At 67.5% G+C, this 23,217-nt stretch carries 19 protein-coding genes; 10 read left to right on the top strand and 9 right to left on the bottom strand.

Translation table 11 applies throughout. From position 1 onward, the window contains the following. Positions 1-2: 2 nt before the first annotated feature. The 5 genes from parE to BM198_RS13515 all read left to right on the top strand — a co-directional run bounded on the left by parE (position 3) and on the right by BM198_RS13515 (position 6,533). Positions 3-1,892: a DNA topoisomerase IV subunit B gene (gene parE / locus BM198_RS13535; protein ID WP_074970572.1), complete on the top strand. Its 1,890-nt coding sequence runs from the start codon at positions 3-5 to the stop codon at positions 1,890-1,892. Further along, positions 1,889-2,872: an esterase-like activity of phytase family protein gene (locus BM198_RS13530; RefSeq protein ID WP_074970570.1), complete on the top strand. Its 984-nt coding sequence runs from the start codon at positions 1,889-1,891 to the stop codon at positions 2,870-2,872. The genes parE and BM198_RS13530 overlap by 4 nt, the downstream gene beginning before the upstream one ends. Then, entirely contained in the window at positions 2,869-3,393 is a 525-nt protein-coding gene (locus tag BM198_RS13525; protein WP_044401089.1) for a retropepsin-like aspartic protease family protein, read from the top strand. Before BM198_RS13530 ends, BM198_RS13525 begins: the two co-directional genes overlap by 4 nt. 7 nt (positions 3,394-3,400) lie before the next feature. Beyond that, positions 3,401-5,659 (top strand): DNA topoisomerase IV subunit A, encoded by a 2,259-nt coding sequence (gene parC / locus BM198_RS13520; protein ID WP_074970568.1) that lies wholly within the window; start codon positions 3,401-3,403, stop codon positions 5,657-5,659. A 157-nt stretch (positions 5,660-5,816) separates the two neighbouring features. Next, on the top strand, positions 5,817-6,533 hold the full coding sequence (locus BM198_RS13515; protein ID WP_044401095.1) for a PqiC family protein: 717 nt from the start codon (positions 5,817-5,819) through the stop codon (positions 6,531-6,533). A 72-nt stretch (positions 6,534-6,605) separates the two neighbouring features. Here BM198_RS13515 and BM198_RS13510 read toward each other — a convergent pair whose 3' ends face one another. After that, the gene (locus BM198_RS13510; protein WP_074970566.1) at positions 6,606-7,154 is read right to left on the bottom strand and encodes a metal-dependent hydrolase; all 549 of its coding nucleotides are present in this window, start codon (positions 7,152-7,154) and stop codon (positions 6,606-6,608) included. 23 nt (positions 7,155-7,177) lie between these two features. Continuing rightward, complete coding sequence (locus BM198_RS13505; protein WP_074970564.1) at positions 7,178-8,704, bottom strand: AhpA/YtjB family protein; 1,527 nt, start codon at positions 8,702-8,704, stop codon at positions 7,178-7,180. Positions 8,705-8,837: 133 nt separating this feature from the next. On the opposite strand from BM198_RS13505, the gene serB reads away from it, so the two are divergent. Further along, positions 8,838-10,052 (top strand): phosphoserine phosphatase SerB, encoded by a 1,215-nt coding sequence (serB, locus tag BM198_RS13500; RefSeq protein WP_074970562.1) that lies wholly within the window; start codon positions 8,838-8,840, stop codon positions 10,050-10,052. Between the two features lie 62 nt (positions 10,053-10,114). Here serB and BM198_RS13495 read toward each other — a convergent pair whose 3' ends face one another. The 5 genes from BM198_RS13495 to BM198_RS13475 form a co-directional block, all read right to left on the bottom strand. Beyond that, the gene (locus BM198_RS13495; RefSeq protein WP_074970560.1) at positions 10,115-12,184 is read right to left on the bottom strand and encodes an EAL domain-containing response regulator; all 2,070 of its coding nucleotides are present in this window, start codon (positions 12,182-12,184) and stop codon (positions 10,115-10,117) included. 63 nt (positions 12,185-12,247) lie between these two features. Next, the gene (locus BM198_RS13490) at positions 12,248-14,062 is read right to left on the bottom strand and encodes a molecular chaperone (RefSeq protein ID WP_074970558.1); all 1,815 of its coding nucleotides are present in this window, start codon (positions 14,060-14,062) and stop codon (positions 12,248-12,250) included. Positions 14,063-14,254: 192 nt separating this feature from the next. Then, positions 14,255-15,118, bottom strand: coding sequence for an archaetidylserine decarboxylase (gene asd, locus BM198_RS13485; RefSeq protein WP_074970556.1), 864 nt, complete (start codon positions 15,116-15,118; stop codon positions 14,255-14,257). Between the two features lie 24 nt (positions 15,119-15,142). Then, on the bottom strand, positions 15,143-15,958 hold the full coding sequence (gene rhdA, locus BM198_RS13480) for a thiosulfate sulfurtransferase (RefSeq protein WP_074970554.1): 816 nt from the start codon (positions 15,956-15,958) through the stop codon (positions 15,143-15,145). A 46-nt stretch (positions 15,959-16,004) separates the two neighbouring features. Continuing rightward, entirely contained in the window at positions 16,005-17,528 is a 1,524-nt protein-coding gene (locus BM198_RS13475) for an HDOD domain-containing protein (protein ID WP_074970552.1), read from the bottom strand. Positions 17,529-17,645: 117 nt separating this feature from the next. Here BM198_RS13475 and motA point away from each other — a divergent pair, with 117 nt between their 5' ends. After that, the gene (motA, locus tag BM198_RS13470; protein WP_074970550.1) at positions 17,646-18,497 is read left to right on the top strand and encodes a flagellar motor stator protein MotA; all 852 of its coding nucleotides are present in this window, start codon (positions 17,646-17,648) and stop codon (positions 18,495-18,497) included. A 13-nt stretch (positions 18,498-18,510) separates the two neighbouring features. Further along, positions 18,511-19,572, top strand: coding sequence for a flagellar motor protein MotB (gene motB, locus BM198_RS13465; protein WP_074970548.1), 1,062 nt, complete (start codon positions 18,511-18,513; stop codon positions 19,570-19,572). A 52-nt stretch (positions 19,573-19,624) separates the two neighbouring features. Here motB and rsgA read toward each other — a convergent pair whose 3' ends face one another. After that, entirely contained in the window at positions 19,625-20,656 is a 1,032-nt protein-coding gene (gene rsgA, locus BM198_RS13460) for a small ribosomal subunit biogenesis GTPase RsgA (RefSeq protein ID WP_044401129.1), read from the bottom strand. Between the two features lie 85 nt (positions 20,657-20,741). On the opposite strand from rsgA, the gene BM198_RS13455 reads away from it, so the two are divergent. Both BM198_RS13455 and orn read left to right on the top strand, forming a co-directional pair. Continuing rightward, positions 20,742-21,524 (top strand): class I SAM-dependent methyltransferase, encoded by a 783-nt coding sequence (locus tag BM198_RS13455; RefSeq protein WP_074970546.1) that lies wholly within the window; start codon positions 20,742-20,744, stop codon positions 21,522-21,524. 41 nt (positions 21,525-21,565) lie between these two features. Further along, positions 21,566-22,108 (top strand): oligoribonuclease, encoded by a 543-nt coding sequence (gene orn, locus BM198_RS13450; RefSeq protein ID WP_044401136.1) that lies wholly within the window; start codon positions 21,566-21,568, stop codon positions 22,106-22,108. Between the two features lie 4 nt (positions 22,109-22,112). Here the strand turns inward: orn and queG are convergent, their stop codons facing one another. Then, positions 22,113-23,183: a tRNA epoxyqueuosine(34) reductase QueG gene (gene queG / locus BM198_RS13445; RefSeq protein WP_074970543.1), complete on the bottom strand. Its 1,071-nt coding sequence runs from the start codon at positions 23,181-23,183 to the stop codon at positions 22,113-22,115. Positions 23,184-23,217: the final 34 nt, after the last annotated feature.

Raw genomic sequence — 23,217 nt, 5'->3', positions numbered from 1 at the left:
CCATGGCCACTTACAACGCGGATGCCATTGAAGTCCTCTCCGGCCTGGACCCGGTGCGCAAGCGCCCGGGCATGTACACCGACACCAGCCGGCCCAACCACCTGGCCCAGGAAGTCATCGACAACAGCGTCGACGAAGCCCTGGCCGGCCATGCCAAGAGCGTCCAGGTGATCCTCCACGAGGACAACTCCCTGGAAGTGATCGACGACGGCCGCGGCATGCCCGTCGACATCCACCCCGAGGAAGGGGTGCCCGGCGTCGAGCTGATCCTCACCAAGCTCCATGCCGGCGGCAAGTTCAGCAACAAGAACTACCAGTTCTCCGGCGGCCTCCACGGCGTGGGCATCTCGGTGGTGAACGCCCTGTCCACCCGTGTGGAGGTGCGCGTCAAGCGCGAGGGCAACGAATACCGCATGGCCTTCGCCGATGGCTTCAAGGCCAGCGACCTGGAAGTCATTGGCACCGTCGGCAAGCGCAACACCGGCACCAGCGTGCACTTCTGGCCGGACGCCAAGTACTTCGACTCCCACCGCTTCTCCGTCAGCCGGCTGAAGCACGTGCTCAAGGCCAAGGCCGTGCTCTGCCCGGGCCTGTTGGTCACCTTCGAGGACAAGGCCGCTGGCGAGCGCGTCGAATGGCACTACGAGGACGGCCTGCGCTCCTACCTGGTGGACGCCGTCAGCGAATACCTGCGCCTGCCCGACGAGCCGTTCGTCGGCAGCCTGGCCGGTGACAAGGAGGCGGTGGACTGGGCCCTGCTGTGGCTGCCCGAGGGCGGCGAGTCGCTGCAGGAGAGCTACGTCAACCTGATCCCCACGGCCCAGGGCGGCACCCACGTCAACGGCCTGCGCCAGGGCCTGCTGGACGCCATGCGCGAGTTCTGCGAATTCCGCAACCTGCTGCCGCGCGGGGTCAAGCTGGCCCCCGAGGACATCTGGGAGCGCATCGCCTTCGTCCTCTCGATGAAGATGCAGGACCCGCAGTTCTCCGGGCAGACCAAGGAGCGCCTGTCTTCCCGCGAGGCGGCCGCCTTCGTCTCCGGCGTCGCCAAGGATGCCTTCAGCCTCTGGCTCAACGCCCACCCCGAGCTGGGCCTGCAACTGGCCGAACTGGCCATCAGCAACGCCGGCCGCCGCCTCAAGGCGGGCAAGAAGGTCGAGCGCAAGAAGATCACCCAGGGCCCGGCGCTGCCCGGCAAGCTGGCCGACTGCGCCGGCCAGGACCCGATGCGCGCCGAGCTGTTCCTGGTGGAAGGTGACTCCGCCGGCGGCTCCGCCAAGCAGGCACGGGACAAGGAATTCCAGGCGATCATGCCGCTGCGCGGGAAGATCCTGAACACCTGGGAAGTCGACGGCGGCGAAGTGCTCGCCAGCCAGGAGGTCCACGACATTGCCGTGGCCATCGGCATCGACCCCGGCTCCAGCGACCTGTCCCAGCTGCGCTACGGCAAGATCTGCATCCTCGCAGACGCCGACTCCGATGGCCTGCACATCGCCACGCTGCTCTGCGCCCTGTTCGTGCGTCACTTCCGCCCGCTGGTGGAAGCCGGCCATGTCTACGTCGCCATGCCGCCGCTGTACCGCATCGACCTGGGCAAGGAGGTCCACTACGCCCTCGACGACGCCGAGCGCGACGGCATCCTCGACCGCATGGCGGCCGAGAAGAAGCGCGGCAAGCCCCAGGTCACCCGCTTCAAGGGCCTGGGCGAGATGAACCCGCTGCAGCTGCGCGAGACCACTATGGACCCGAACACCCGGCGCCTGGTGCAGCTGACCCTCGATGACGGCAGCCTGACCCACGAGATGATGGACATGCTGCTGGCCAAGAAACGCGCCAGCGACCGCAAGAGCTGGCTCGAATCCAAGGGCAACCTGGTCGAGGTCCAGGTGTGAGGGCGGGCCTGTTCCTCGCCCTGCTGCTGTCCGCCCCGTCGCTATGGGCTGCTGCCCTGGTGGAAGAACTGCGGCTGGTGGCCGAGTACCCTGTGGCGGGCATGGACGGCGGCAACCTGTCCGGCCTGGCGCTGTGCGGCAAGGCGCTGCAGAGCGTGTCCGACCGGGTCGATGACCGTCTGTTCGTGCTGGAGCCGGTGGATGGCGTCCTGCAGGCGCGTGCGGAAGCCTTCGAGGCACCGCCGCCGCCGCCCAGCGGCCTGCCCTGGGGCGTGCGCACGCGCACCTGGTTCATGAACCTGTTCCGTGGCAATGAACTGGACCTGGAAGGCATCACCTGTGATGCCGCCGGCAACCGCTACCTGCTCAGCGAAGCCCATGCCGCCGTGCTGCAGGTTCGCCCGGAGGGCACCGCCGACTGGCTGCGCCTGCCGGACAGCCTGGTCCGCCAGGCCCGCGCCAGCGGCATGCTGCTGCACTTCAATGCGCTGCTCGAAGGGATCGCCATCGACCCCGCCGGGGAGCGCCTGTGGCTGGCCGCCGAACGCGAGCGCCGTGGGCTGATGGTGGTGCACCGCAAGCAGTCCACCTGGTCGTGCTCCGGGGGCTGCGTGATCTTCAGCGAGGCCGGCGAGGACACCCCGCCGCCGACCCTGGGGCGTGCGGTGCCGATGGCCAAGGATTTCGCCGACCTGTCGTTGTACAAGGGCAAGCTGTTCACCCTGGAGCGCCATGCCCACAAGGTCTGTCGCCGCGATCCGGCCAAGGGCCTGGTGGAGCGTTGCTGGTCGTTCGCCGCCGAAGCCCTCACCGAGCCCCGTCGCTACGACGTGGACTGGGGCATGGCCGAGGCACTGGTGGTCGACGCCGACGGCGCCTGGATCGGCGTCGACAACGGCTCCAGCGTGCGCGCCGACGGCGAGTCGCGCCCGATCGTGTGGCGCTTTGCCAAGCCGACCGGAGGCTGGGAAGCACCATGACCCAGCAGGCGCCGGGCAAGCGTGTGGGCCGGGTGATGCTGGTGCTCGCCTGGGGCATTGCCATGCTCCTGGCCACACACTTCTTCGGACGCTGGGAAGACGGCAAGCGCAATCCCAACCAGGCGCCCACCTCCACCCGTGGCGATGGCTATGTGGAAGTGCGCCTGGCCAGTGGCAGCCAGGGGCATTACCTCGCCAATGGCCGTATCGATGGGCAGGCCGTGACCTTCCTGCTGGACACCGGCGCCACCGCCGTTGCCGTGCCTGAAGCGCTGGCCCGGCGCCTGGCGCTCAAGCGCGGCGAGCCCATCACCCTGAGTACCGCGAATGGCCGCACCACCGGTCATCGCACCCATCTGGACGAGCTGCAACTGGGCGACATCCACCTTGCCCAGGTGCCCGCCATCATCGCTCCCGGCATGGATGGCGACGAGGTGCTGCTCGGCATGAGCGCCCTCAAGCAACTCGAATTCACACAGCGCGACGGCACCCTGGTGCTGCGCCAACACCTGACACCGTGAGGCACGCATGAGCGAAACCCTCGATCTCTCCCTGGAAGGCGTGGAACGCCGTTCCCTGGCCGAGTTCACCGAGCAGGCCTACCTGAACTACTCCATGTACGTGATCATGGACCGCGCCCTGCCGCACATCGGCGACGGCCTGAAGCCCGTGCAGCGGCGCATCATCTATGCCATGAGCGAGCTGGGCCTGGATGCCGACTCCAAGCACAAGAAGTCCGCCCGTACCGTGGGCGACGTGCTCGGCAAGTACCACCCCCACGGCGACTCCGCCTGCTACGAAGCCATGGTGCTGATGGCACAGCCCTTCAGCTACCGCTACACGCTGGTGGACGGCCAGGGCAACTGGGGTGCGCCGGACGATCCCAAGTCCTTCGCCGCCATGCGCTACACCGAAGCGCGGCTGTCCCGTTATGCCGAGGTGCTGCTCTCCGAACTGGGCCAGGGCACCGTGGACTGGGGCCCCAACTTCGACGGCACCATGCAGGAGCCCCTGACCCTGCCGGCGCGCCTGCCCAACCTGCTGCTCAACGGCACCACCGGCATCGCCGTGGGCATGGCCACCGACGTGCCGCCGCATAACCTGCGGGAAGTGGCCAGTGCCTGCGTGCACCTGCTGGACGAGCCCTCGGCCACGGTCGAGCAGCTCTGCGAACACGTGCTCGGCCCGGACTTCCCCACCGAGGCGGAGGTCATCACCCCGCGTGCCGACCTGCTGAAGATCTACGAAACGGGCCGTGGCTCGGTGCGCATGCGCGCCGTGTACCGCGTCGAGGACGGCGACATCGTCGTCACCGCGCTGCCCCACCAGGTCTCCGGCGCCAAGGTGCTGGAGCAGATCGCTGCCCAGATGCAGGCCAAGAAGCTGCCCATGGTGGCCGACCTGCGCGACGAGTCGGACCACGAGAACCCCACCCGCATCGTCATCATCCCGCGCTCCAACCGCGTGGATGCCGACGAGCTGATGCAGCACCTGTTCGCCACCACCGACCTGGAGTCCAGCTACCGGGTCAACATGAACGTCATCGGCCTCGACGGGCGTCCCCAGGTCAAGGACCTGCGCACCCTGCTCACCGAGTGGCTGACCTACCGCGTCGGTACCGTGCGCCGCCGCCTGCAGTTTCGCCTGGACAAGGTGGAGAAGCGCCTGCACCTGTTGGATGGCTTGCTGATCGCCTTCCTCAACCTCGACGAGGTGATCCACATCATCCGCACCGAGGACCAGCCCAAGCCGGTACTGATGGAGCGCTTCCAGCTCAGCGAAGCCCAGGCCGACTACATCCTCGACACTCGCCTGCGCCAACTGGCCCGCCTGGAAGAGATGAAGATCCGTGGCGAACAGGACGAGCTGCTGAAGGAACAGAAGAAGCTGCTGGCCCTGCTGGGCAGCGACGCCAAGCTGAAGAAGCTGGTGCGCGAGGAGCTGATCAAGGATGCCGAGACCTACGGCGATGCGCGCCGCTCGCCGATCGTCGCCCGCGCCGAGGCCCGTGCCCTGTCGGAAACCGAGCTGATGCCCACCGAGCCGGTCACCGTGGTGCTCTCGGAGAAGGGCTGGGTGCGCTGCGCCAAGGGCCACGACATCGACGCCACTGGGCTTTCCTACAAGGCGGGCGACGGCTTCAAGGCCTCTGCGCCGGGCCGCTCCAACCAGTTCGCGGTGTTCATCGACTCCACCGGCCGCAGCTACTCCCTGGCGGCCCATTCGCTGCCGTCCGCCCGTGGCCAGGGCGAGCCGCTCACCGGCCGCCTGACGCCGCCGCCGGGGGCCACCTTCGAATGCGTGCTGCTGCCGGACGACGACGCGCTCTACGTGATCGCCTCGGACGCGGGCTACGGCTTCGTGGTCAAGGGCGCCGACCTGCAGGCCAAGAACAAGGCCGGCAAGGCGTTGGTCAGCCTGCCGGAAGGTTCGCGGGTGATGGCGCCGCGTCCCCTCGGCAGCCTGGAGGAGGACTGCCTCGCCGCTGTGACCACCGAAGGGCGCCTGTTGCTGTTCAAGGTTGCGGACCTGCCGCAGCTGGCCAAGGGCAAGGGCAACAAGATCATCGGCATCCCCGGCGAGCGCGTTGCCAGCCGCGAGGAATACCTGGCCGACCTGGCCGTGCTGCCCGCCGGCGCCACCCTGGTGTTGCAGGCCGGCAAGCGCACGCTGTCGCTCAAGGCTGACGACCTTGAGCACTACAAGGGCGAGCGCGGACGGCGTGGCAACAAGCTGCCCCGTGGATTCCAGCGGGTCGATGCACTGCAGGTGGAGCTGCCGGGTTGACCGCCCGGCGGCGCCTTGGCGCCTGCCATTCGACGCGCGAGGCTGGAGTCGTCCGCCGCATTGGCGGATGATAGTGCCCCCTGACGGCCCCGCCATGGCGGGCGCCCCGAGATGAATTCGAACAGGGCCGCCGCGTGTGGCCCGGAAGAGCAGACAGATGAACGTCGTACGACTTCCACTCCTGGCGCTGCTGACCAGCCTCCTGGGGCTGGCGGGTTGCGTCCACACCCCACCCGCGCCGCTCTACCAGCTGGAGACCGGCAACTCCGAGCTGCCCTCCCAGGCTGCCGGCATGGCCGTGCTGCTGGGCCCAGTGTCCGTGGCGGACTACCTGCAGCGCGAAACCCTCTTGCAACGCCAGCCCGACGGCAGCCTGACCGCCTCCACCGAGGGGCGCTGGGCCGGCAGCCTGGCCGGCGACATCGACCAGCTCCTGCTGCGCCAACTGGCCTGGCGCCTGGACAGTCAGCGCCTGGTGCTGGCCCCTGCCAACCCGGGTTTCACCCCGGACGCCCAGGTGCTGCTGAGCATCAACCGCCTGGACTCCGGCCCCCAGCGCCCGGCGGTGCTGGAAGCCCAGTGGCGGGTGCTGGACAAGGCCGGCCAACTGCGTGACAGCCGCTTGGTGCGCCTGGAGCAGCCCCATGACGGTTCGGCGGGCGATCAGGTTCGCGCCCAGAGCCAGTTGCTGCAGCAACTGGCCGAGCAACTCGCGGGCGCCGTGAAACCCCTGGAGGGCCAGGCCTCCGCGCCCGCTGCCGGGGAGACGCGCAAGCCCAGTCCCGCGCCCGCGCGCAACAGCCGGGAGCCGGCGCAACCGAAGATCCCGATGGCGGCTCCGGTGCGTACCGATGTGGAGGTGTTCCGCTTCTAGCGGTGTGCCGTTCCACCTGTGAAAACGCCGCGCATCCCCAGGGAGCGCGGCGTTTTCATTTCAGCCAGGCGTTCAGGCGTGGTCTCGTTGCGGCGAGCGCAGCAGCAGGTGGCGCAGGGTGAAGCCGGACAGCGCGACAGCCAGGCAGGGCAACCAGACCCAGCGGGCTTCCGAAGCCAGCACGGCCAGGCCGCGGGCGCTGAAGAAGCCCTTGATGAAGGGCGAGACCTCGATGGGGCGCCAGGGCAGGAAGTAGCGCTCCTGGCTCCATGGCCAGAACCAGGCGACACCCAGGCCGCCGTTGGTGAGTGCGTCCAGGGCGCTGTGGCTGAGGGCCGCCAGGCCGACGAACAGGCCCGCCTTCAGAGGGCCGCAGCGCAGCGGGCGACAGAGCAGGGCGGCCAGTGCGGCGCAGAGCGCGGCGAACAGCAGCGAATGGCTGAATCCCCGGTGGCCGAAGGCATCGGCATAGGCGATGCCCAGCTTGAAGGCGAGCACGTCGGCGTCCGGCAGGCAGGCGGCAATCAGGCCGGCTAGCAGCAGGCGCGGGGGAATGACCCGGCTGCCCAGGGCGATGCCCACGGCAAGCACCGGCAGGGGATGGGTGATCAGTGTGGTCATGTCGCCGTTCCGTGGCGCCCGGCTCAGTGCCGGGCTTCGTGCATGCGGGCCAGCTGGCGTTCCAGCAGCGAGGGGTAGGGTTCCAGCAGGCGTTCAACGCAGCAGGCGCCTTCGGGGCTGGCGATGGCACGCACACGCGCCCGCTGGCGCACCAGCGGGTCATCGGCGATGGCGCGGTCCACCAGCAGCAGGTTGCGGCTGTGCTGGCTGAGCGCGAGGGCGGCCTGGGTCACGTCGTCCAGCAGCAGGTCGCCTTGGCTCATGCCGGCCAGGCTGTCGCCGAGGGTCAGGCCCAGCTGCAGCTGGAGGGTGATGCCGCTGTCGGCCACCTCGATCTGCAGGGCGTGGCCCAGGGCACGCAGCAGCTCGCCGCAGCACAGCGCATGGGTGAGGTGGTCCTCGCCGCTGTCGAGGCTGTGGAACAGCATCAGGCTGCTGCCGTCGTTGAGGGTGTGCAGCTCGCCCTGGTAGAGGGTGGCGGCTTGGTCGAGGCAGTCGCGGTAGCGTTGCAGCAGGTCCAGCAGGCGCGAGCGCGGCAGGCGGCGCAGCTGGTCCTGGGCGCCCAGTTGCACGGCGAGCACGGCGCTGCGCTGGGGCACGCTGGGTTGGACCGGTGCTGGGGGCTCAATGGCCGGCGCACGGGGCGGCTCCTCCACCGGACGCAGCTCGGCGAAGGGGTCGTCATCGTCCGGGGTGAACAGGCGGCTGGGCAGCTCATCCTCGACGTCGTAACGGGTGTCGCGCAGGTCGCGGACTTCGAAGACGTCTTCTTCGTCTTCCAGGCCCGGTTCGGGCTGGAGGTCGTCGTCTTCGAGTTCCGGGTAGTCCGGTTCGGGCTCGGGTTCCGGCTCGGGCTTCTCCGGCACCAGGCGGGCCTGGAGCTGGCGGGCGAGGTCGCCCAGCTCATCCTGGCGGCCGGCACCGGGGGCGGGGTCGTCCGGGTCACGCAGCCATACCCGCAGTTGCAGCAGCGGCGTGGATAGGTGGCGACCCAGGCGCAGGCTGAGGGACAGCGTCAGGGCCAGCAGGATGAGGCTCAACAGGCCCATGCTCTGCAGGCTGATGGTCATCGGCTGCTGGAACTGCTGCATGTCCAGGCTCAGGCGCAGGTGCCCGGCGATGACTTCCTGGAAGGTGATGGGGGTGGAGTACAGCCCGGTGGTTTCGCCCAGCAGGCCCTGCTTGGGCCGCGAGCCGGCCTCGGCGAGGATGCGGTTGTCCACGCTGTAGATGGCGGCATGGGCCACCAGCGGGTTCTTCACCAGGTTGTTGAGCAGGACGTTGAGGCTGAGGATGTCGTTGGACACCAGCAGCTCGGTGGCGGACGCGGCCGTCTGCGCGGTGAGGCTCTGGCCGAGGGCGTCGGCCTGCTGCTGCATGGCCTGGCGGAACTGCATGCCCATCACCCAGGCGTAGATCACCAGCGCCAGGGCAACCAGGAGCAGGCTGTGGCTGGCGATGCGCAAGGCGATCGGCACACGGCGCTGGCGCAGGGCGTTGAAGATCAGCAGGAAGAAGTTGTCGGGTTTGACGGACGTGGGCCGGTTCACAGAGCTCGGCTCTTCTCGGACGGAATTGGGGCGCAGTATAGCGAGCGCCCCCCGCAGGGCAAAGCGGCCGGCATGCTCGCCGGGCCGGGAAAGTGGGTAGAATGTGCGCCTTTTCCACTGCAGGAGGTGCGCCTTGCGCGAAATAGTCCTGATCAACATCACCGGTGAGGATCGGCCCGGTCTGACCGCGGCGATCACCGGCGTCCTGGCGCAGGGCGGCGTCAACATCCTCGACATCGGCCAGGCCGTCATCCACGACACCCTGTCGTTCGGCATCCTGGTGGAGATCCCCGGTACCGAGCAGGGCTCGTCGGTGCTGAAGGACGTGCTGTTCACCGCCTACAAGCTGGACCAGCAGGTGCGCTTCACGCCGGTGTCGGAAGCCGACTACCAGACCTGGGTCGGAGGCCAGGGCAAGGCCCGCCACATCGTCACCCTGCTGACCCGCAAGGTCACCGCCGAACAGCTGCAGCGTGTCAGCGCCATCACCGCGAAGTACGGCCTGAACATCGACCACATCGACCGCCTGTCCGGGCGCATGCCGCTGGACATGCCCGACAGCCAGGGCAAGGGCTGCATCGAGTTCTCCGTGCGCGGTGAGCCGGCCGACCCGGCAGCGCTGCGGGCCGAGTTCCTCAGCGTGGCCCAGGAGCTGAACGTCGACATCGCCTTCCAGCGGGATTCGGTGTTCCGCCGCAACCGCCGCCTGGCGGTGTTCGACATGGACTCGACGCTGATCGAGGCGGAGGTCATCGACGAACTGGCCAAGGCGGCCGGGGTGGGCGATCAGGTGGCCGAGATCACCGAGCGTGCGATGCGCGGCGAGCTGGATTTCCGCGCCAGCTTCAAGGAACGCCTGGGGCTGCTCAAGGGGCTTTCCGAAGACGTGCTGCAGGAAATCGGTGCCTCCCTGCGACTGACCGAGGGGGCCGAGACGCTGTTCGCCGAGCTCAAGCGCCTGGGCTACAAGACCGCGATCCTCTCCGGGGGCTTCACCTATTTCGCCAAGCAGCTGCAGGCCAAGCTGGGCATCGACTACGTGTTCGCCAACGAGCTGCAGATCGTCGACGGCAAGCTGACCGGCATGGCGGTGGAGCCCATCGTCGACGCCCAGCGCAAGGCCGACCTGCTGCGCGAGCTGGCCGAGCGCGAGGGGTTGCGCCTGGAGCAGACCATCGCCGTGGGCGACGGCGCCAACGACCTGCCGATGCTGGGCCTGGCCGGCCTGGGCGTGGCCTTCCGTGCCAAGCCGCTGGTCAAGCAGTCGGCCAAGCAGGCCATCTCCACCCTGGGGCTGGACGGCATCCTCTACCTGCTGGGGTTCCGCGACCGCGACGGCCAGGACTGAGCCTCGCTATCCAGGCATGAAAAAGCCGCCCGAGGGCGGCTTTTTCGTGTGTGGCTGAAGGCTTACTCGTCTCCAGAGGAGAAGTCGTAGTCCATCGACTGGCTGGGGCCCTGCAGGTAGTAGCCCTGGATGTAGTTGACCCCGGCCTGCCAGAGGGTGGCCAGCACGCTGGCGCTCTCGACGAAGGGCACGATGGTCAGCTTGGCCTGGGCGTGCAGGCTGGCCAGCAGGGTCTTCAGCGCTTCCTGGTTCTCGGCCTTGCCCAGGTCCTGGGTGAAGGAGCCGTCGACCTTCACGAAGTCGATGTTCAGGTGCTTGAGGGTGTTGAAGGGGTTCAGCGCACAGCCGAACTGGCTTAGCGCCACCTTGCAGTGCAGCTCTGCCAGACCCTGGGTAAGGGCCTTGGCCTGCTTCAGGTAGGCGATGGCGTCGGGCTCGCTGAACTGGAAGATCAGCGCGTCGGAAGGCAGGCGCGCGGCCTTGAGGGCGACGCTCAGCCAGGGGAGCAGGGTCTGGTCCTGCAGGCTGGAGCCGGACAGGTGCACGAACAGGCGGGTGCTGTGACCCTTGGCGCGGTGCTCGGACAGCAGCTTGACCGAGTTGAGGATCACCCAGCGGTCGATCTTCTCGGCCAGGCCGGCTTCCCGCGCGGCGCCGAGGAACTCGGCCGGCGGCACTTCCTCGCCCTGGGGGCTGAGCAGGCGCAGCAGCACTTCGTAGTGCTCGTGGCTGTCGCCACGCAGGCTGATGATGGGCTGGAACAGCAGGCGGAAGCTGTTGGTTTCCAGCGCCTGCTGGACCATGGCCACCAGGTTGCCGCGGCTGGCGGCGGCGGCCAGTTCGCTGGCGGGGTCGTACAGGCGCACGTCGTTGCCGTCGGTGATCTCGTCGGCACACCGGTGGGCGCGGTCGATGACTTCTTCCGCCCGTGGCGTGGTCTCGTTGAGGCCGGCGACGCCGATGGACAGGGTCAGCTGGGCGGTGCGGCCGCTCACGTCGAACAGGTGGCCTTCGACCTTCTTGCGCAAGGCCTGGAGGCCATCGCGAGCCTGCTCCGGGTTGAGGCCGGGTTGAAGCACGCTGAAGACGTCGTCGCTGAAGCGGGCGAGCTGGGCGTCGGCGGGGAAGTGGGTGCGCAGCAGGTTGGCCAGGTCGGTCAGCACCAGGTCGCTGCCGCCGATGCCGATGTCCGCCTGCAGGGCGGAGTAGCGGTCGACACGGATGTAGGCGAGGCTCGCGGGCTGCCCGGCGTTGACGGCGCGCTCGGCGGCGGCATCCATCAGCTCGGTGAAGTGGTTGCGGTTGAACAGGCCGGTGACCAGGTCCTGGCTGCTGATCTCGCGCAGCTTCTCTTCCAGTTCGGCGCTGGCGACTTCAGCGCGGATCACCACCTGGATGCAGGGCTCACCATCGTATGTGGCGGGGGAGAAGCTCATGCGGGCCTGGAACGCCTGGCCGTCGACCTTGCAGCCGGAGCAGGTGAGTTCGCTGTTGCCTTCGCCGTCTCGGTAGTTCTTGAGGAAGTCCTTGAACGCGGCCTGGTCGTCGCCGGTGATCAGGTCGATCATCGGCATGCCTTCGAGTTCGTCGGCATCTTCATAGCCGAACATCTCGACGTAGGCGCGGTTGGCATAGATGTGCATGCCGTCGTGGACGTAGGTGATGGCGTCCACGGAGCTGTCCAGCAGCAGCTGGCAGCGCTTCTCGGCTTCGCGCAGGCTCACCTCGGCGGCGCGGCGGGCGCGACGTTCCTCGAGGTTGGCCAGTTCGCGATTGGCCACCAGCACCAGGCGCTCATCCTCGCCCTGGGGCACCGCATCCTGGGCGCCGAGGGCCAGGGCTTCGGTGACGAGGTCCGGGTCGTTGTCCTGCACCAGCTGGATGAAGGGGATGTCCTTGGACTGACGGCGGATCGCGCCGAGGGCTTCGCCGGGGGAGAGGTTCTCGCTCTCGGGGGCTGCGATGAGCAGGTCCCAGGTCTGCTGGAGGGCTTCGGCGAGGTCTTCGCTGGACACCAGGCGATGGACGCGGGTGGCGCGTCCGGCGTTACGGAAAAGGCTGACCAGGCGCTCGGCTTCGTTCTGCGAGTCTTCCAGGATCAGCAGACGGATGGTTTTCTTCTCGATTGCCATGGCGTGTGCTTAGACCGCGCCGAACGGGCGCTAAATGGCGACAAATGGGAGTGGCTGGGGAATCTACAGCGACTTCCAGAGCGAGTCAAAGTCTTCGTCCCCACCCGATCCGCGCTCTCCCGAAGCTGTGACAGGCTTCCCGTGCTGCTCCGTCGGCTGCTCGAACGGACGGTATTCGAATTGGCTGAAGCTGCCGGTCGAGGTCTGTCGGCTGGTGAGGACGGCACGGCGTTCGTCGCCGTGGATGTTGATCTGCACCTTGTTGCCTTCCTGGAACGGCAGGCGCGGCGTGATCAGGGTCGCCGGGCGGGAGATGGCCGAGATCTCGGGGAGCAGCAGTGCCCGCAGGTACTGGCTGTGCTGGTCGGCCTTGCGCAGCAGCTGCAGGCCGCACGGCTGGGCGTGGGGAGCGATCAGCTCGATGCCCATCTGGGTGCCGCCGCCACGTACCTGGCGGATCCAGCGCACCACGGCGACACTCCAGCCCTGGCTGGGGGCGTCCTGCACGCCGAGCAGTTCGCCGGCCTGGAGCTGGCTGGGGACTTCCTTGGGCCAGCTGAGGCAGTAGCCGCCGGGGCTGTGGTTGACGATGGTCAGTTCGAAGGTCGGGTAGTTCTCGCCGCTGGCCGGGGGCTCTGGCTGGGGGCTGGTATCGCCGGGCGTGACCGGCTTGCTGTACTGGATTTCCTCGTAGGGCAGGCCTTCGTCCCAGTTCTGCGGCTGGGCGTCGAAGGCGGTGTTCCAGACGTCACCTTCGTCCTTGTTGATCGGCTTGAAGACCGCTTGGCCAGCTTCCTTGATCTTCAGGATCGCGCCGAACGGCTGCTTGCCGGAGAGGAAGAAGTGCAGGGCGCTCATGCCGATGCAGAGGGTCAGCGCGCCGCGCCCGGGCGTGCGCTGGAAGGTGCGCTCGGAGATGTCGCCCCAGGCGGAGCTGAGGTGCTGCAGGAGGTCGACGCTGATGCCTTCCGGTACCAGCAGACGCGCCTGGGCGCGGTCTTCGGTGGCGAGGGTCAGGTAGTGCTTGATCGCATCTACCAGCGGCAGCGGGTCGATGCCCAGCAGGCCTGCCATTTCACTGGCCTGGAACAGCGATTTGTAGCGGGGCGGACCGTCGACCTGCGGCGCGACGGCGAACAGGCTGGAGGCCAGTTCGGCGCCTTGCAGGCGGACCAGTGCGCTCCAGGGCTCCAGCACTTCGGCGAGCTTTGCGATGTTGTTCTGGCGCATCTGGTTGCAGCGGGCGCAGCCCAGCAGCAGGGCGACCAGGTAGTTCTGTTCGACGCTCAGGCCTTCGGTGTGGCGGGCTAGGCCGTCGCGCACGACGACGCGGTGAACCTGCCGGCTGCTAGCCAGTTGGTAGAGCTGGTGCAGTTCCAGCCACAGGCCTTCCGGCACCGGGCAGTACAGCTGGCTGGCGCGGATGAGGGCGGAGTTGAGGCTGTGCATGGCGCGCTGCAGGGCGATGGTCAGCAGTTGCTGGCCGTCACGGGCCTGGCGCTGGGCTTCCTGCACGACTATCTGCTTGTAGCCGATGGCCAGGTGGTTCTGCAGGGCCTGGCACAGGTTGGCCACCTTGCGCGGACGTTCGTCGAGGACGATGGCCTGGTTGAGGAAGTGGCGTTCGAGGTGCTGGCAGACGAAGTACACCTCGGGGCGGATCAGTTCCAGCAGGTGCAGGCGGTTGTCGCTGGGGGTGATGAGCTGGTTCAGCTCCACCAGCGCCTGGTAGAGCTGACGGGCAGTCTCGCCGATGTTGGCCTTGGGCAGCAGTGAGATCCAGCGCTTGATATCGCGGGGCGTAGCTTCACAGAGGGACAGGCTCTGCTTGCTCGGAGTCGGAACACGCAATAACAGGTGGGGACTCTGCTTGTCCATGTAACTCGGGTACTCCAACAGCAACGGGCCAGGCGTGTGGGAACGGTCTCTCGCACTCTAGCAGCATCATCGGGTCGCCGCAGCCTAACGAGAGGCCGGTGGCGGTATCGCGCGGACAGGCGTGTCGAGCGGGCTTATGGGACGTTGGACCTGGCCGGGTGGCCGCGCGTTCAACGTCCCAGGGCCTTGCGGTCAGGCTTCCTTCGGCAGTGCCAGGAGCTGGCCCATGCTCACCGCGCTACCGGCGGCCAGGCCTTCGGCCCAGCGGATCTGCTCGGGCCCGAAGAGCACGATGGCGGTGGAGCCGAGCTTGAAGCGACCCAGTTCGGCGCCTTTCTCCAGGCTGATCGGGGCGCGTGCGGCTTCGTCGTAGCGGAAGGTCTTGAGTTCACGCTTGGGCGGTGTCACCAGGCCGGCCCAGACGGTTTCGATGGAGGCGACGATCATCGCGCCCACCAGTACCACGGCCATCGGCCCGCGCTCGGTGTCGAACAGGCAGACCACGCGCTCGTTGCGGGCGAACAGCTCCGGCACGTTCTCGGCGGTGCTCTGGTTCACAGAGAACAGGCGCCCCGGCACGTAGACCATTTCGCGGAGGGTGCCGGCCAGCGGGGCGTGCACGCGGTGGTAGTCGCGGGGCGACAGGTAGATGGTGGCGAAGTCACCGCCCATGAAGGGCGCAGCGCGTTCGGCATCGCCGCCCAGCAGCTCCAGCACGCTGAAGCTGTGGCCCTTGGCCTGGAAGATGCGGCCGTGCTCAATCGGGCCGAGCTGGCTGACCGCGCCGTCGGCGGGGCAGAGGATGGCGCCGGGGGTGCTGTCCAGCGGGCGGGCGCCGTCCTTGAGTGCGCGGGTGAAGAAGGCGTTGAAATGCTCGTAGGCGGTGAGGTCCTCGACCAGCGCTTCGTTCATATTCACCTGGTAGCGGCGGGCGAACCAGGCGGTGAAGGCGTTCTTGAACCAGCGGATGCGGCATTCTGCCACGCACCCGGCCAGGCGCGAGAGCAGGTGATGGGGAAGCAGGTACTGGCTGATGATGAACAGGCGTTCTTTCATGGTCTTTCCTTGGGTTCCGGGGCCTCAGGCCTCGACGGGCGTGTCCGGGTGGTTGCCCCACTCCGACCAGGAGCCGGCGTAGCCCTTCACGCGGGGGTAGCCGAGCGCCTTGGCCACCAGGTAGGTGAAGCCGGAGCGGTGGTGGGTCTGGCAGTGGGTGATCACTTCCTTGTCGGGGGTGATGCCCAGCCGGTTGAGGATTTCAGGCATGTCGCGGCGAATACGCAGCGCGCGCGACGGGTCCATGCCGGCGGTCCATTCGAAATTGACCGCGCCGGGGATGTGTCCGCCCTTGGCAGCCAGCACCTTGGTGCCGGCGTACTCGGCGGGGTTGCGGGCATCCCAGATCGCCAGGTCGGCTGCGCCGAGGCGGCTCTGCAGGTACTCGCGGGTGGCGGTCGGGGCGTCGTGCAGCACCAGGGGCAGCGGGCCGCCGGCGGGTGTGGGGGTATCGCCGGATGTGGCGTGGCCGTCGGCGAGCCAGGCATGCAGGCCACCATCTACGTAGTGGTAATGCGGGTGGCCGATCACATCCAGCAACCAGATGAAGCGCCCGGCCCAGCCGCCGCCTTCGTCGTCATAGACCACGTAGACCGCGTCGGGACGATGGCCCAGTTCACCGAACAGTGCCTCGAGGTCAGCCTTGGCCGGCAGCAGGCCGGGGGCAGGTGGCTGGCCCAACTGGGTGCGCTTGGGGTCGACGAAGCGGGCGCCGGGGATGTGGCCCTCGGCATAGCGAGCGGCGCTGGTGAGGTCCACCAGGATCAGTTCAGGGGCATCCAGGCGTGCGGCCAGGTCGGCGGGCTCGATGACCAATGGCAGGCCGGCAAAGGCAGGCATGACGGGCTCCGGTAAGGGCGGAAAGCGGGAGATTGTAGCGGAAAGGTCAGCGCCCGCGACTGGCAAAGCCAAGCAGGGCGCGCTCGATGCATTGCATGGTCTTTCCGAAGGCCTGCAACCCGATGTCGGAGAACGGCTGGCCGCCCTGGTCGGCGACCACCAGCAGCACCACCCGGCCATTGGCCGCCACGGAGCGCAGCAACAGGTGATCGGCCGGGAACAGGGCCTTGAGGTTGCCGGGGATGAAGGCGGAGTACTGCGCCGCGTTCTCCGGGCTCAGGCGCAGCTGACCCGGCTGGGCAAGCAGGCGCTTGAGGACCTGGCTCTGGGCCGGGTCCAGCTGCAGGCCGGCTGCCTCCTTGGGCAGGCCGCCGCTCTGCTGGACCATCAGGCGCGTCTGGGTCTTGTCCACCAGCAGGAGCAGGCTGCGGCGCATGCCGCAGGCGGCAAGCGCATCGCGGGCACAGGCGGTGAGCTGGACGATATTGGCGAAGGTACTCGGCTCTTGCAGCAGCTGGGTGCAGAGGGTGCGCCATTCCTGCAGGGCGGCCGGGGGCGGCGGTGCCGGTTTGGCCGCGTCGGCCGGCCAGCGGCTGGTGCCCCACGGCCAGATGAGGCCTTGCGCCGGATGCCAGAGCTCGGGCGTGGCGTGGTGGCGGGCGCTTTCCACGGCCTGCTGGTGGACGAGCTGCTGCACGTCTGCCAGGGGCAGTTGCATGTAGAGCCCTGTCAGGCGCTGCCAGCGCAGGCTGTGGTCGCAGGTCCAGGAGTTGTGGGCCGAGATGGCCAGACCGTTGGCCAGCAGCACGGTGTTGGCGGGCTGGGTCAGCCAGCGGCGCAGGTCGGTATCGGCATCCAGCAGCTGTTGCTGGTGCAGCGGATGTTCGTTGTCGCGGGCAATGTGCAGTGCTTTGACCAGCATTCTCTGCTGAGCATTCAGCAGGCGGTAGCCTTCAGTGATCCACTCGGGCAGTCGCCAATGCTCTGCAAGGGCCTGGCACAGGCGCAGGACGGGAACGCCTAGCAGGTCGCGCTCGACCTTGCGGGCGGGTTCGCCGCGCACCAGTACGCGCTTTTCCCAGGCGCTGAACAGCTCGGGATAGAGCGCCAGCAGCGGCCAGAGCGGCGAGAGGAAGAGCAGGCTGTTCCAGTGGATCTCCTGCCACAGCCTGGCCAGTCGGGCGGCGAACAGGCCGTTGGCCTGCTGGGATGCGTGCTGACTGATCAACAGGATCTGGCGGAGGGGCAGGGGAATGTCGTGTTCGGCAACGGCGGGCAGGCGATTGAGCAACTCTTCGGAGCGCTTCAGGCCGAGGCGGGTCAGGGCTACCTCGAGGCTTTCCGCCGGGCCGCCCAGTGCTGTCGCCGTGCGGTTCGCCTCGCGCATCAGGCTGAGGGCAAGGGCGGGGCTGTCCTGGATCATGTCGGCGATGTCGCGCAACGAACGGCGGCTGTCCCCCAGGGCCCGACGCACCCGCTCGTGGCTGGCGGCAGGGATCGGCAGGCGAACACCGTCGAGCTGCTTGATCCAGCCTTCGAGGCTTGTGGGGACGGGCTTTGAGGTCTTCATGAGGTTTGTGCCGAACTGGCTTTTCGCCTTAACTGGCTATAGTCTGGCGCATAAGTTCCGATAATTAGAAGGGCTGTATTCGCGGCCCTGTTTTCACCCGGAAACTCCCTTCTCTCTATGGCAAAGATAATCGGCATCATCGTCGTCTTCGCCGCCGTGCTCGGTGGCTATGTCCTTTCACACGGCCAGATCGCCGCGTTGATCCAGCCGTTCGAGGTGCTGATCATCGGCGGTGCGGCGCTGGGGGCTTTCCTCCAGGCCAACCCTGGCAGCACCTTCATGCACGTGCTGAAGAAGTCGCTGAAGATGTTCAGCTCGCGCTTCACCCATGCGTTCTACCTCGAAGTGTTGCGCCTGCTCTACGAAATCCTCAACAAGAGCCGCCGTGAAGGGATGATGGCCATCGAGGCCGACATCGAAGACCCCAACGCGAGCCCGATCTTCAGCAAGTACCCGGCCATCCTCAAGGATGCGGGGATGGTGGCCTACATCAGCGACTACCTGCGCATCATGTCTTCCGGGAACATGGCGCCCCACGAGCTGGAAGGCCTATTCGACATGGAACTGAACAGCCTCAAGGAAGAGCTGGAGCATCCGGCCCATGCTGTCAACCGGATCGCCGACGGCCTCCCGGGCTTCGGCATCGTGGCGGCGGTGCTCGGCATCGTGGTGACCATGGCGTTGTTGGGGCAGGTTGCCCAGGCAGAACTCGGTAAGCACGTGGCGGCGGCCCTGGTGGGGACCTTCCTCGGTATTCTCGCGGCGTACGGCTTCTTCGGTCCGCTGGCGGTCAGCCTTGAGCACGACGCGAAGGAAGAGCTGAACCTGTACGAGGCCATCAAGGCCACCCTGGTGGCTTCCGCGTCGGGGATGCCGCCGTCCCTGGCTGTCGAGTTCGGGCGCAAGGTCCTGTTCCCGGCGCACCGCCCGAGCTTCAGCGAGCTCGAACAGGCCGTCCGCGGCAGCTGATTGAAGACCGAGCATGGACAACAACCAGCCGATCATCGTCAAGCGCGTCAAGAAGAGCGCAGCCGGCCACCATGGGGGCGCCTGGAAGATCGCCTTCGCCGACTTCGCCACGGCGATGATGGCGTTCTTCCTGGTGCTCTGGCTGATGTCGTCAGCCACGCCTGAACAGAAGAAGGCGATCTCCGGCTACTTCCAGGACCCGATCGGTTTCACTGAGAGCGCCAGCCCCTATGTCATCGATCTGGGCGGTACCCCGACTCCCGCACCCGACCGCACCCTGAACCCCGAGCTGAAGGACGCCCCCGACGCCCAGGAACAGTCCGTCGACTCCTCCAGCAACGAGCAGATCCAGACCCGCCAGGTCGACCCGACCCAGGCAGAGAACCTGGCCGAGCAGGTTGAGCGCGAGCGCCTCGAGATGCTGCTGCAGGAGCTGCAGAACAAGGTCGAGGAGAACCCCGAACTGCGCAAGTTCAAGGACCAGATCCTCTTCGAGATCACCCAGGACGGCCTGCGCATCCAGATCATGGACGCCGCCAACCGGCCGATGTTCGACCTGGGCAGCGCGCGGTTGCAGCCGTATTTCGAGGACATCCTGTTGATCCTGGCCGAGACCATCAAGGCCGTGCCGAACAAGATCAGCGTCAGCGGCCACACCGACGCCAAGCCGTTCGCCGGCAATGGCGAGTTCGGCAACTGGGAGCTGTCCGCCAACCGTGCCAATGCGGCGCGGCGCACTCTGGTTGCGGGCGGTTACCCGGATGAGCAGGTGGCGCGCGTGGTGGGCTATGCCTCGTCGGCCCTGTTCGACCGCAAGGACCCGCTCAACCCGGTGAACCGTCGCATCGACATCATCGTCCTGACCAAGCGTGCACAGCGCGACATCGAGGGCGAACCCCAGCAAAGCAAGGAGGGCGCGCCCGCCAATGCCCCGACATCAGCGCCCGGCGCTGCTGCACCCGCCGGTGGGCAGCCGGCTTCAGGGACGGAACCCATGCAGCCCAAGGAGCTGCAGCAGAAGCTGAACATCTTCGAGGATGGGGTGCTGAAGATGGACTCGCAGAAGCAGCCCTGACTGGGCTCGCCGCTTGAATGAGAAAGGCCACGCATTGCGTGGCCTTTCTGCATCAGTACTCCGGCTCGGGGAGGCTGGCGATGATGTGCCGGTAGCTGCCCATCCGCTGTGGATGGATGCGGCCTTCCTCCAGTGCCTGGAGCAGGGCGCAGCCCGGCTCGCGGTCGTGCTTGCAGTCACGGAAGCGGCAATGGCCGAGCAGGTCGCGGAATTCGATGAAGCCGGCTTCCACGTCATCACGGCTGACATGGCCGAGGCCGAACTCGCGGATGCCGGGGGAGTCGATGAGGTTGCCGCCTCCGGGGAAGTGGAACAGCCGGGCGGTGGTGGTGGTGTGGGTGCCCTTGCCGGTGAGTTCCGACAGCGCGCCGACGCGGGTATCCACGCCGGGCAGCAGGCTGTTCACCAGGGACGATTTACCCACGCCGGACTGGCCGACGAAGACGCTGGTGTGGCCATCCAGGCGCGCACGCAGGTCATCCATGCCGCCTCCGCCATGGGCCGAGACCTCCAGCAACGCATAGCCCAGTTGCCGATAGGCCTCCAGCAGGCTGTCGAGCATCGCGCCGTTCTGGTCATCCACCAGGTCGCACTTGTTCAGCAGCAGCAGCGGCTGGATGCCGGCGTGCTCGGCAGCCACCAGGTAGCGGTCGATCAGATTGGCGTGGGGCGTGGGCAGCGGTGCGAAGACGATGACGATCAGGTCGACGTTGGCCGCCACCGGTTTGAGCAGGCCACGCATATCCGGACGGCACAGCTCGCTGGTGCGCGGCAGTTGCGCGACGATCACACCGCTGCCCTGGTTGCCGGGGCGCCAGACCACGCGGTCGCCGGTAACCAGAGCGGGCAGGTTGGCGCGCAGGTGGCAGCGGACGACCTGGCCGGCGAGTTCGCCTTCCAGGGCTTCGACTTCTACCTGGACGCCGAAGTGGGCGATGACCAATCCGGTCTGCTCGGGGCCGAGGTCGCCGCCTTCCAATTCATCGACCAGGCGCGATTCGCGCTTGGCAGCGCGGGCGGCGCGTTCTTCCTGGATTTTTTCGATGCGCCAGCTTTGACGGCGGCTGAGGTGGCGTTTGGCCATGGGCTTCCGGGTCGGTAGAGTTTCGTGCGGGTTGGGCGCGGCGAGTCTAGCATGGGCGGCTGCTGAACACGGTTGGGAGAGGTGGATGAAGTCGGGGTTGGGCCTGTTCGGTCGGCCGTTGGGGCGTGCGCTCCTGGCACACGGGGCGGCGGTCATGCTGCTGGCGCTGCTGGTGTATGCGCTCGCCTGGCTGTTGGGGCAGCGCCTGCCTTTGTGGGCGCTGGCGCTGCTGGAAGGTGGCCTGGCGGCGGGCATTGGCCAAAGGCTCGGGTTGTCCCGCTGGTGGGTGTGGATCAATCTGGCGTTCCTGCCGGCGCTGTTGCTGGTCCAGCACCTGGCGCTGCCGCCCTGGCTGTTCCTGCTGGGTTTCGTTCTGGTGGCGCTGGTGAACTGGAATAGCGTGTTCGAGCGCGTGCCGCTCTACCTCAGTGGCGACCGGGCTGTTCAGCTGTTGGGCGATTGGCTGGATGGGCAGCCACAGGCACTGCGCTTCGTCGACCTGGGCTGTGGCACCGGCGGCCTGCTGGTGCGCTTGGCGCAGCGCTTCCCGGAGCGGCACTTCGTCGGCGTGGAGACCGCGCCGCTGCTGTTCCTGCTCGCCTGGCTGCGCTGCCTGCCGCTGCGCAATTGCAGCGTGCGCTACCAGAGCCTGTGGCGCATCGACCTGGCGGCATTTGACCTGGCCTACTGCTTTCTCTCGCCAGAGCCCATGCCACGTCTGTGGGAGAAGGCCCTTGGGGAGATGCGCAGTGGCAGCTGGCTGGTCAGCAACACCTTCGAGGTGCCGGGCGTGGCGCCGCAGCATTCCCTGCCCGTGATGGTCGGGCGCCAGACGGCGCTGCTTTTCTGGCCGATGGGGCGTGCGTAATCCGCTAGAATTGCGCTCTGTCCCTAGAGAGCATTTCCGACATGCAGAACCCTCAGAACCTCATCTGGATCGACCTGGAAATGACCGGGCTGGATCCGGACAACGACGTCATCATCGAAATGGCCACCATCGTCACCGACAGCCACCTCAATGTGCTGGCCGAGGGGCCGGTGCTGGCCATTCACCAGAGCGACGAGATCCTTGCCGGCATGGACGAGTGGAACACCCGTCAGCACGGCCAGAGCGGCCTCACCCAGCGGGTTCGCGAGAGCCGCATCAGCACCGCCGAGGCGGAGGCGCAGACCCTGGCCTTCCTCGAACACTGGGTGCCCAAGGGCAAGTCGCCGATCTGCGGCAACAGCATCTGCCAGGATCGCCGCTTCCTCTATCGGCAGATGCCGAGCCTGGAGGCCTACTTCCACTACCGCAACCTCGACGTGTCCACCCTCAAGGAGCTGGCCGCGCGCTGGGCGCCTCACGTTCGCGATGGGGTGAAGAAGAGCAGCAGCCACCTGGCCCTGGACGATATCCGCGACTCCATCGCGGAGCTGCGTCACTACCGCGATCACTTCATCAAGCTGTGATCCCTCAGGCCTCGCTCGCACCGTGGCGGGCGAGGGCCCACCTCACGTGCTCGCGCACCAGCTCGGACGGGTGATCCCGCCGGGCGCGCAACGCCTCCAGGACCGGCACGGTGCTCGGGGCATTGCCCAGGCCCACGGCCAGGTTGCGCAGCCAGCGCTCGTAGCCGGCCCGGCGTAGCGGGGAGCCTTCCGTACGGCTGAGGAACTCCTCTTCCGTCCAGGCGAACAGGCTGGCCAGTTCGGTGTTGTCCAGGTTGTGCCGCGGCTGGAAGTCGCCCTGGTCGCTGGGGCGGGCGAAGCGGTTCCAGGGGCAGACGATCTGGCAGTCGTCGCAGCCGAACACGCGGTTGCCGATCAGCGGGCGCAACGCTTCCGGGATGGAGCCTTTCAGCTCGATGGTCAGGTAGGAGATGCAGCGGCGCGCGTCCAGCTGGTAGGGCGCGACGAAGGCGGCGGTGGGGCAGATGTCCATGCAGGCCGTGCAGCGACCGCAATGTTCGCTGCCGTGGGGCGCGTCCACGGGCAGCGGCAGGTCGACGAACAGTTCGCCGAGAAAGAAGTAGCTGCCGGCCTTGCGGTTGAGCACCAGGGTGTTCTTGCCGATCCAGCCGAGGCCTGCCTGCTCGGCGATGGCTTTCTCCAGCACGGGGGCGCTGTCGACGAAGGCGCGATGACCGAAGGGGCCGATGGCCGCCTGGATGCGGTCGGCCAGTTGCTGCAGGCGCTTGCGGATCAGCTTGTGGTAGTCCCGGCCCAGGGCGTAGCGGGAGACGTAGGCCTTTTCGGGCTCGGCCAGTACCTGGGTCATGCGCGTGTCGCCGGGCAGGTAGTCCATGCGCAACGACACCACCCGCAGGGTGCCGGGCACCAGTTCGTCCGGGTGCGAGCGTTTGCTGCCGTGGGCGGCCATGTAGTCCATCTCGCCGTGGTGGCCTGCCTCCAGCCAGCGTTGCAGGTGCGCCTCGTGCTCGCCGAGGTCGACATCGCTGATGCCCACTTGCTGGAAGCCGAGCTCGCGCCCCCATGTCTTGATGGCGTCGGCCAGTTCGTCGAGTTGCTGCGGGGAAAGGGGCATTGGGAGAGAGGGAAACAGTGGCGAGGTGCGTATA

The sequence above is a fragment of the Metapseudomonas otitidis genome, from assembly GCF_900111835.1.
Lineage (GTDB): Bacteria > Pseudomonadota > Gammaproteobacteria > Pseudomonadales > Pseudomonadaceae > Metapseudomonas > Metapseudomonas otitidis.
Note: the sequence above shows the minus strand (reverse complement) of the source record. Positions and strands in the feature narration are given on the sequence as shown.

What these genes read in the sequence shown, in the direction of transcription:
- BM198_RS13455 (WP_074970546.1), top strand. Translation starts at nt 20,742, where the DNA reads ATGAAGTCGGGGTTGGGCCTGTTCGGTCGGCCGTTGGGGCGTGCGCTC.
- motA (WP_074970550.1), top strand. Translation starts at nt 17,646, where the DNA reads ATGGCAAAGATAATCGGCATCATCGTCGTCTTCGCCGCCGTGCTCGGT.
- parC (WP_074970568.1), top strand. Translation starts at nt 3,401, where the DNA reads ATGAGCGAAACCCTCGATCTCTCCCTGGAAGGCGTGGAACGCCGTTCC.
- motB (WP_074970548.1), top strand. Translation starts at nt 18,511, where the DNA reads ATGGACAACAACCAGCCGATCATCGTCAAGCGCGTCAAGAAGAGCGCA.
- parE (WP_074970572.1), top strand. Translation starts at nt 3, where the DNA reads ATGGCCACTTACAACGCGGATGCCATTGAAGTCCTCTCCGGCCTGGAC.
- BM198_RS13525 (WP_044401089.1), top strand. Translation starts at nt 2,869, where the DNA reads ATGACCCAGCAGGCGCCGGGCAAGCGTGTGGGCCGGGTGATGCTGGTG.
- rhdA (WP_074970554.1), bottom strand. Translation starts at nt 15,958, where the DNA reads ATGCCTGCCTTTGCCGGCCTGCCATTGGTCATCGAGCCCGCCGACCTG.
- BM198_RS13515 (WP_044401095.1), top strand. Translation starts at nt 5,817, where the DNA reads ATGAACGTCGTACGACTTCCACTCCTGGCGCTGCTGACCAGCCTCCTG.
- BM198_RS13490 (WP_074970558.1), bottom strand. Translation starts at nt 14,062, where the DNA reads ATGGACAAGCAGAGTCCCCACCTGTTATTGCGTGTTCCGACTCCGAGC.
- rsgA (WP_044401129.1), bottom strand. Translation starts at nt 20,656, where the DNA reads ATGGCCAAACGCCACCTCAGCCGCCGTCAAAGCTGGCGCATCGAAAAA.
- asd (WP_074970556.1), bottom strand. Translation starts at nt 15,118, where the DNA reads ATGAAAGAACGCCTGTTCATCATCAGCCAGTACCTGCTTCCCCATCAC.
- queG (WP_074970543.1), bottom strand. Translation starts at nt 23,183, where the DNA reads ATGCCCCTTTCCCCGCAGCAACTCGACGAACTGGCCGACGCCATCAAG.
- BM198_RS13495 (WP_074970560.1), bottom strand. Translation starts at nt 12,184, where the DNA reads ATGGCAATCGAGAAGAAAACCATCCGTCTGCTGATCCTGGAAGACTCG.
- BM198_RS13475 (WP_074970552.1), bottom strand. Translation starts at nt 17,528, where the DNA reads ATGAAGACCTCAAAGCCCGTCCCCACAAGCCTCGAAGGCTGGATCAAG.
- BM198_RS13510 (WP_074970566.1), bottom strand. Translation starts at nt 7,154, where the DNA reads ATGACCACACTGATCACCCATCCCCTGCCGGTGCTTGCCGTGGGCATC.
- orn (WP_044401136.1), top strand. Translation starts at nt 21,566, where the DNA reads ATGCAGAACCCTCAGAACCTCATCTGGATCGACCTGGAAATGACCGGG.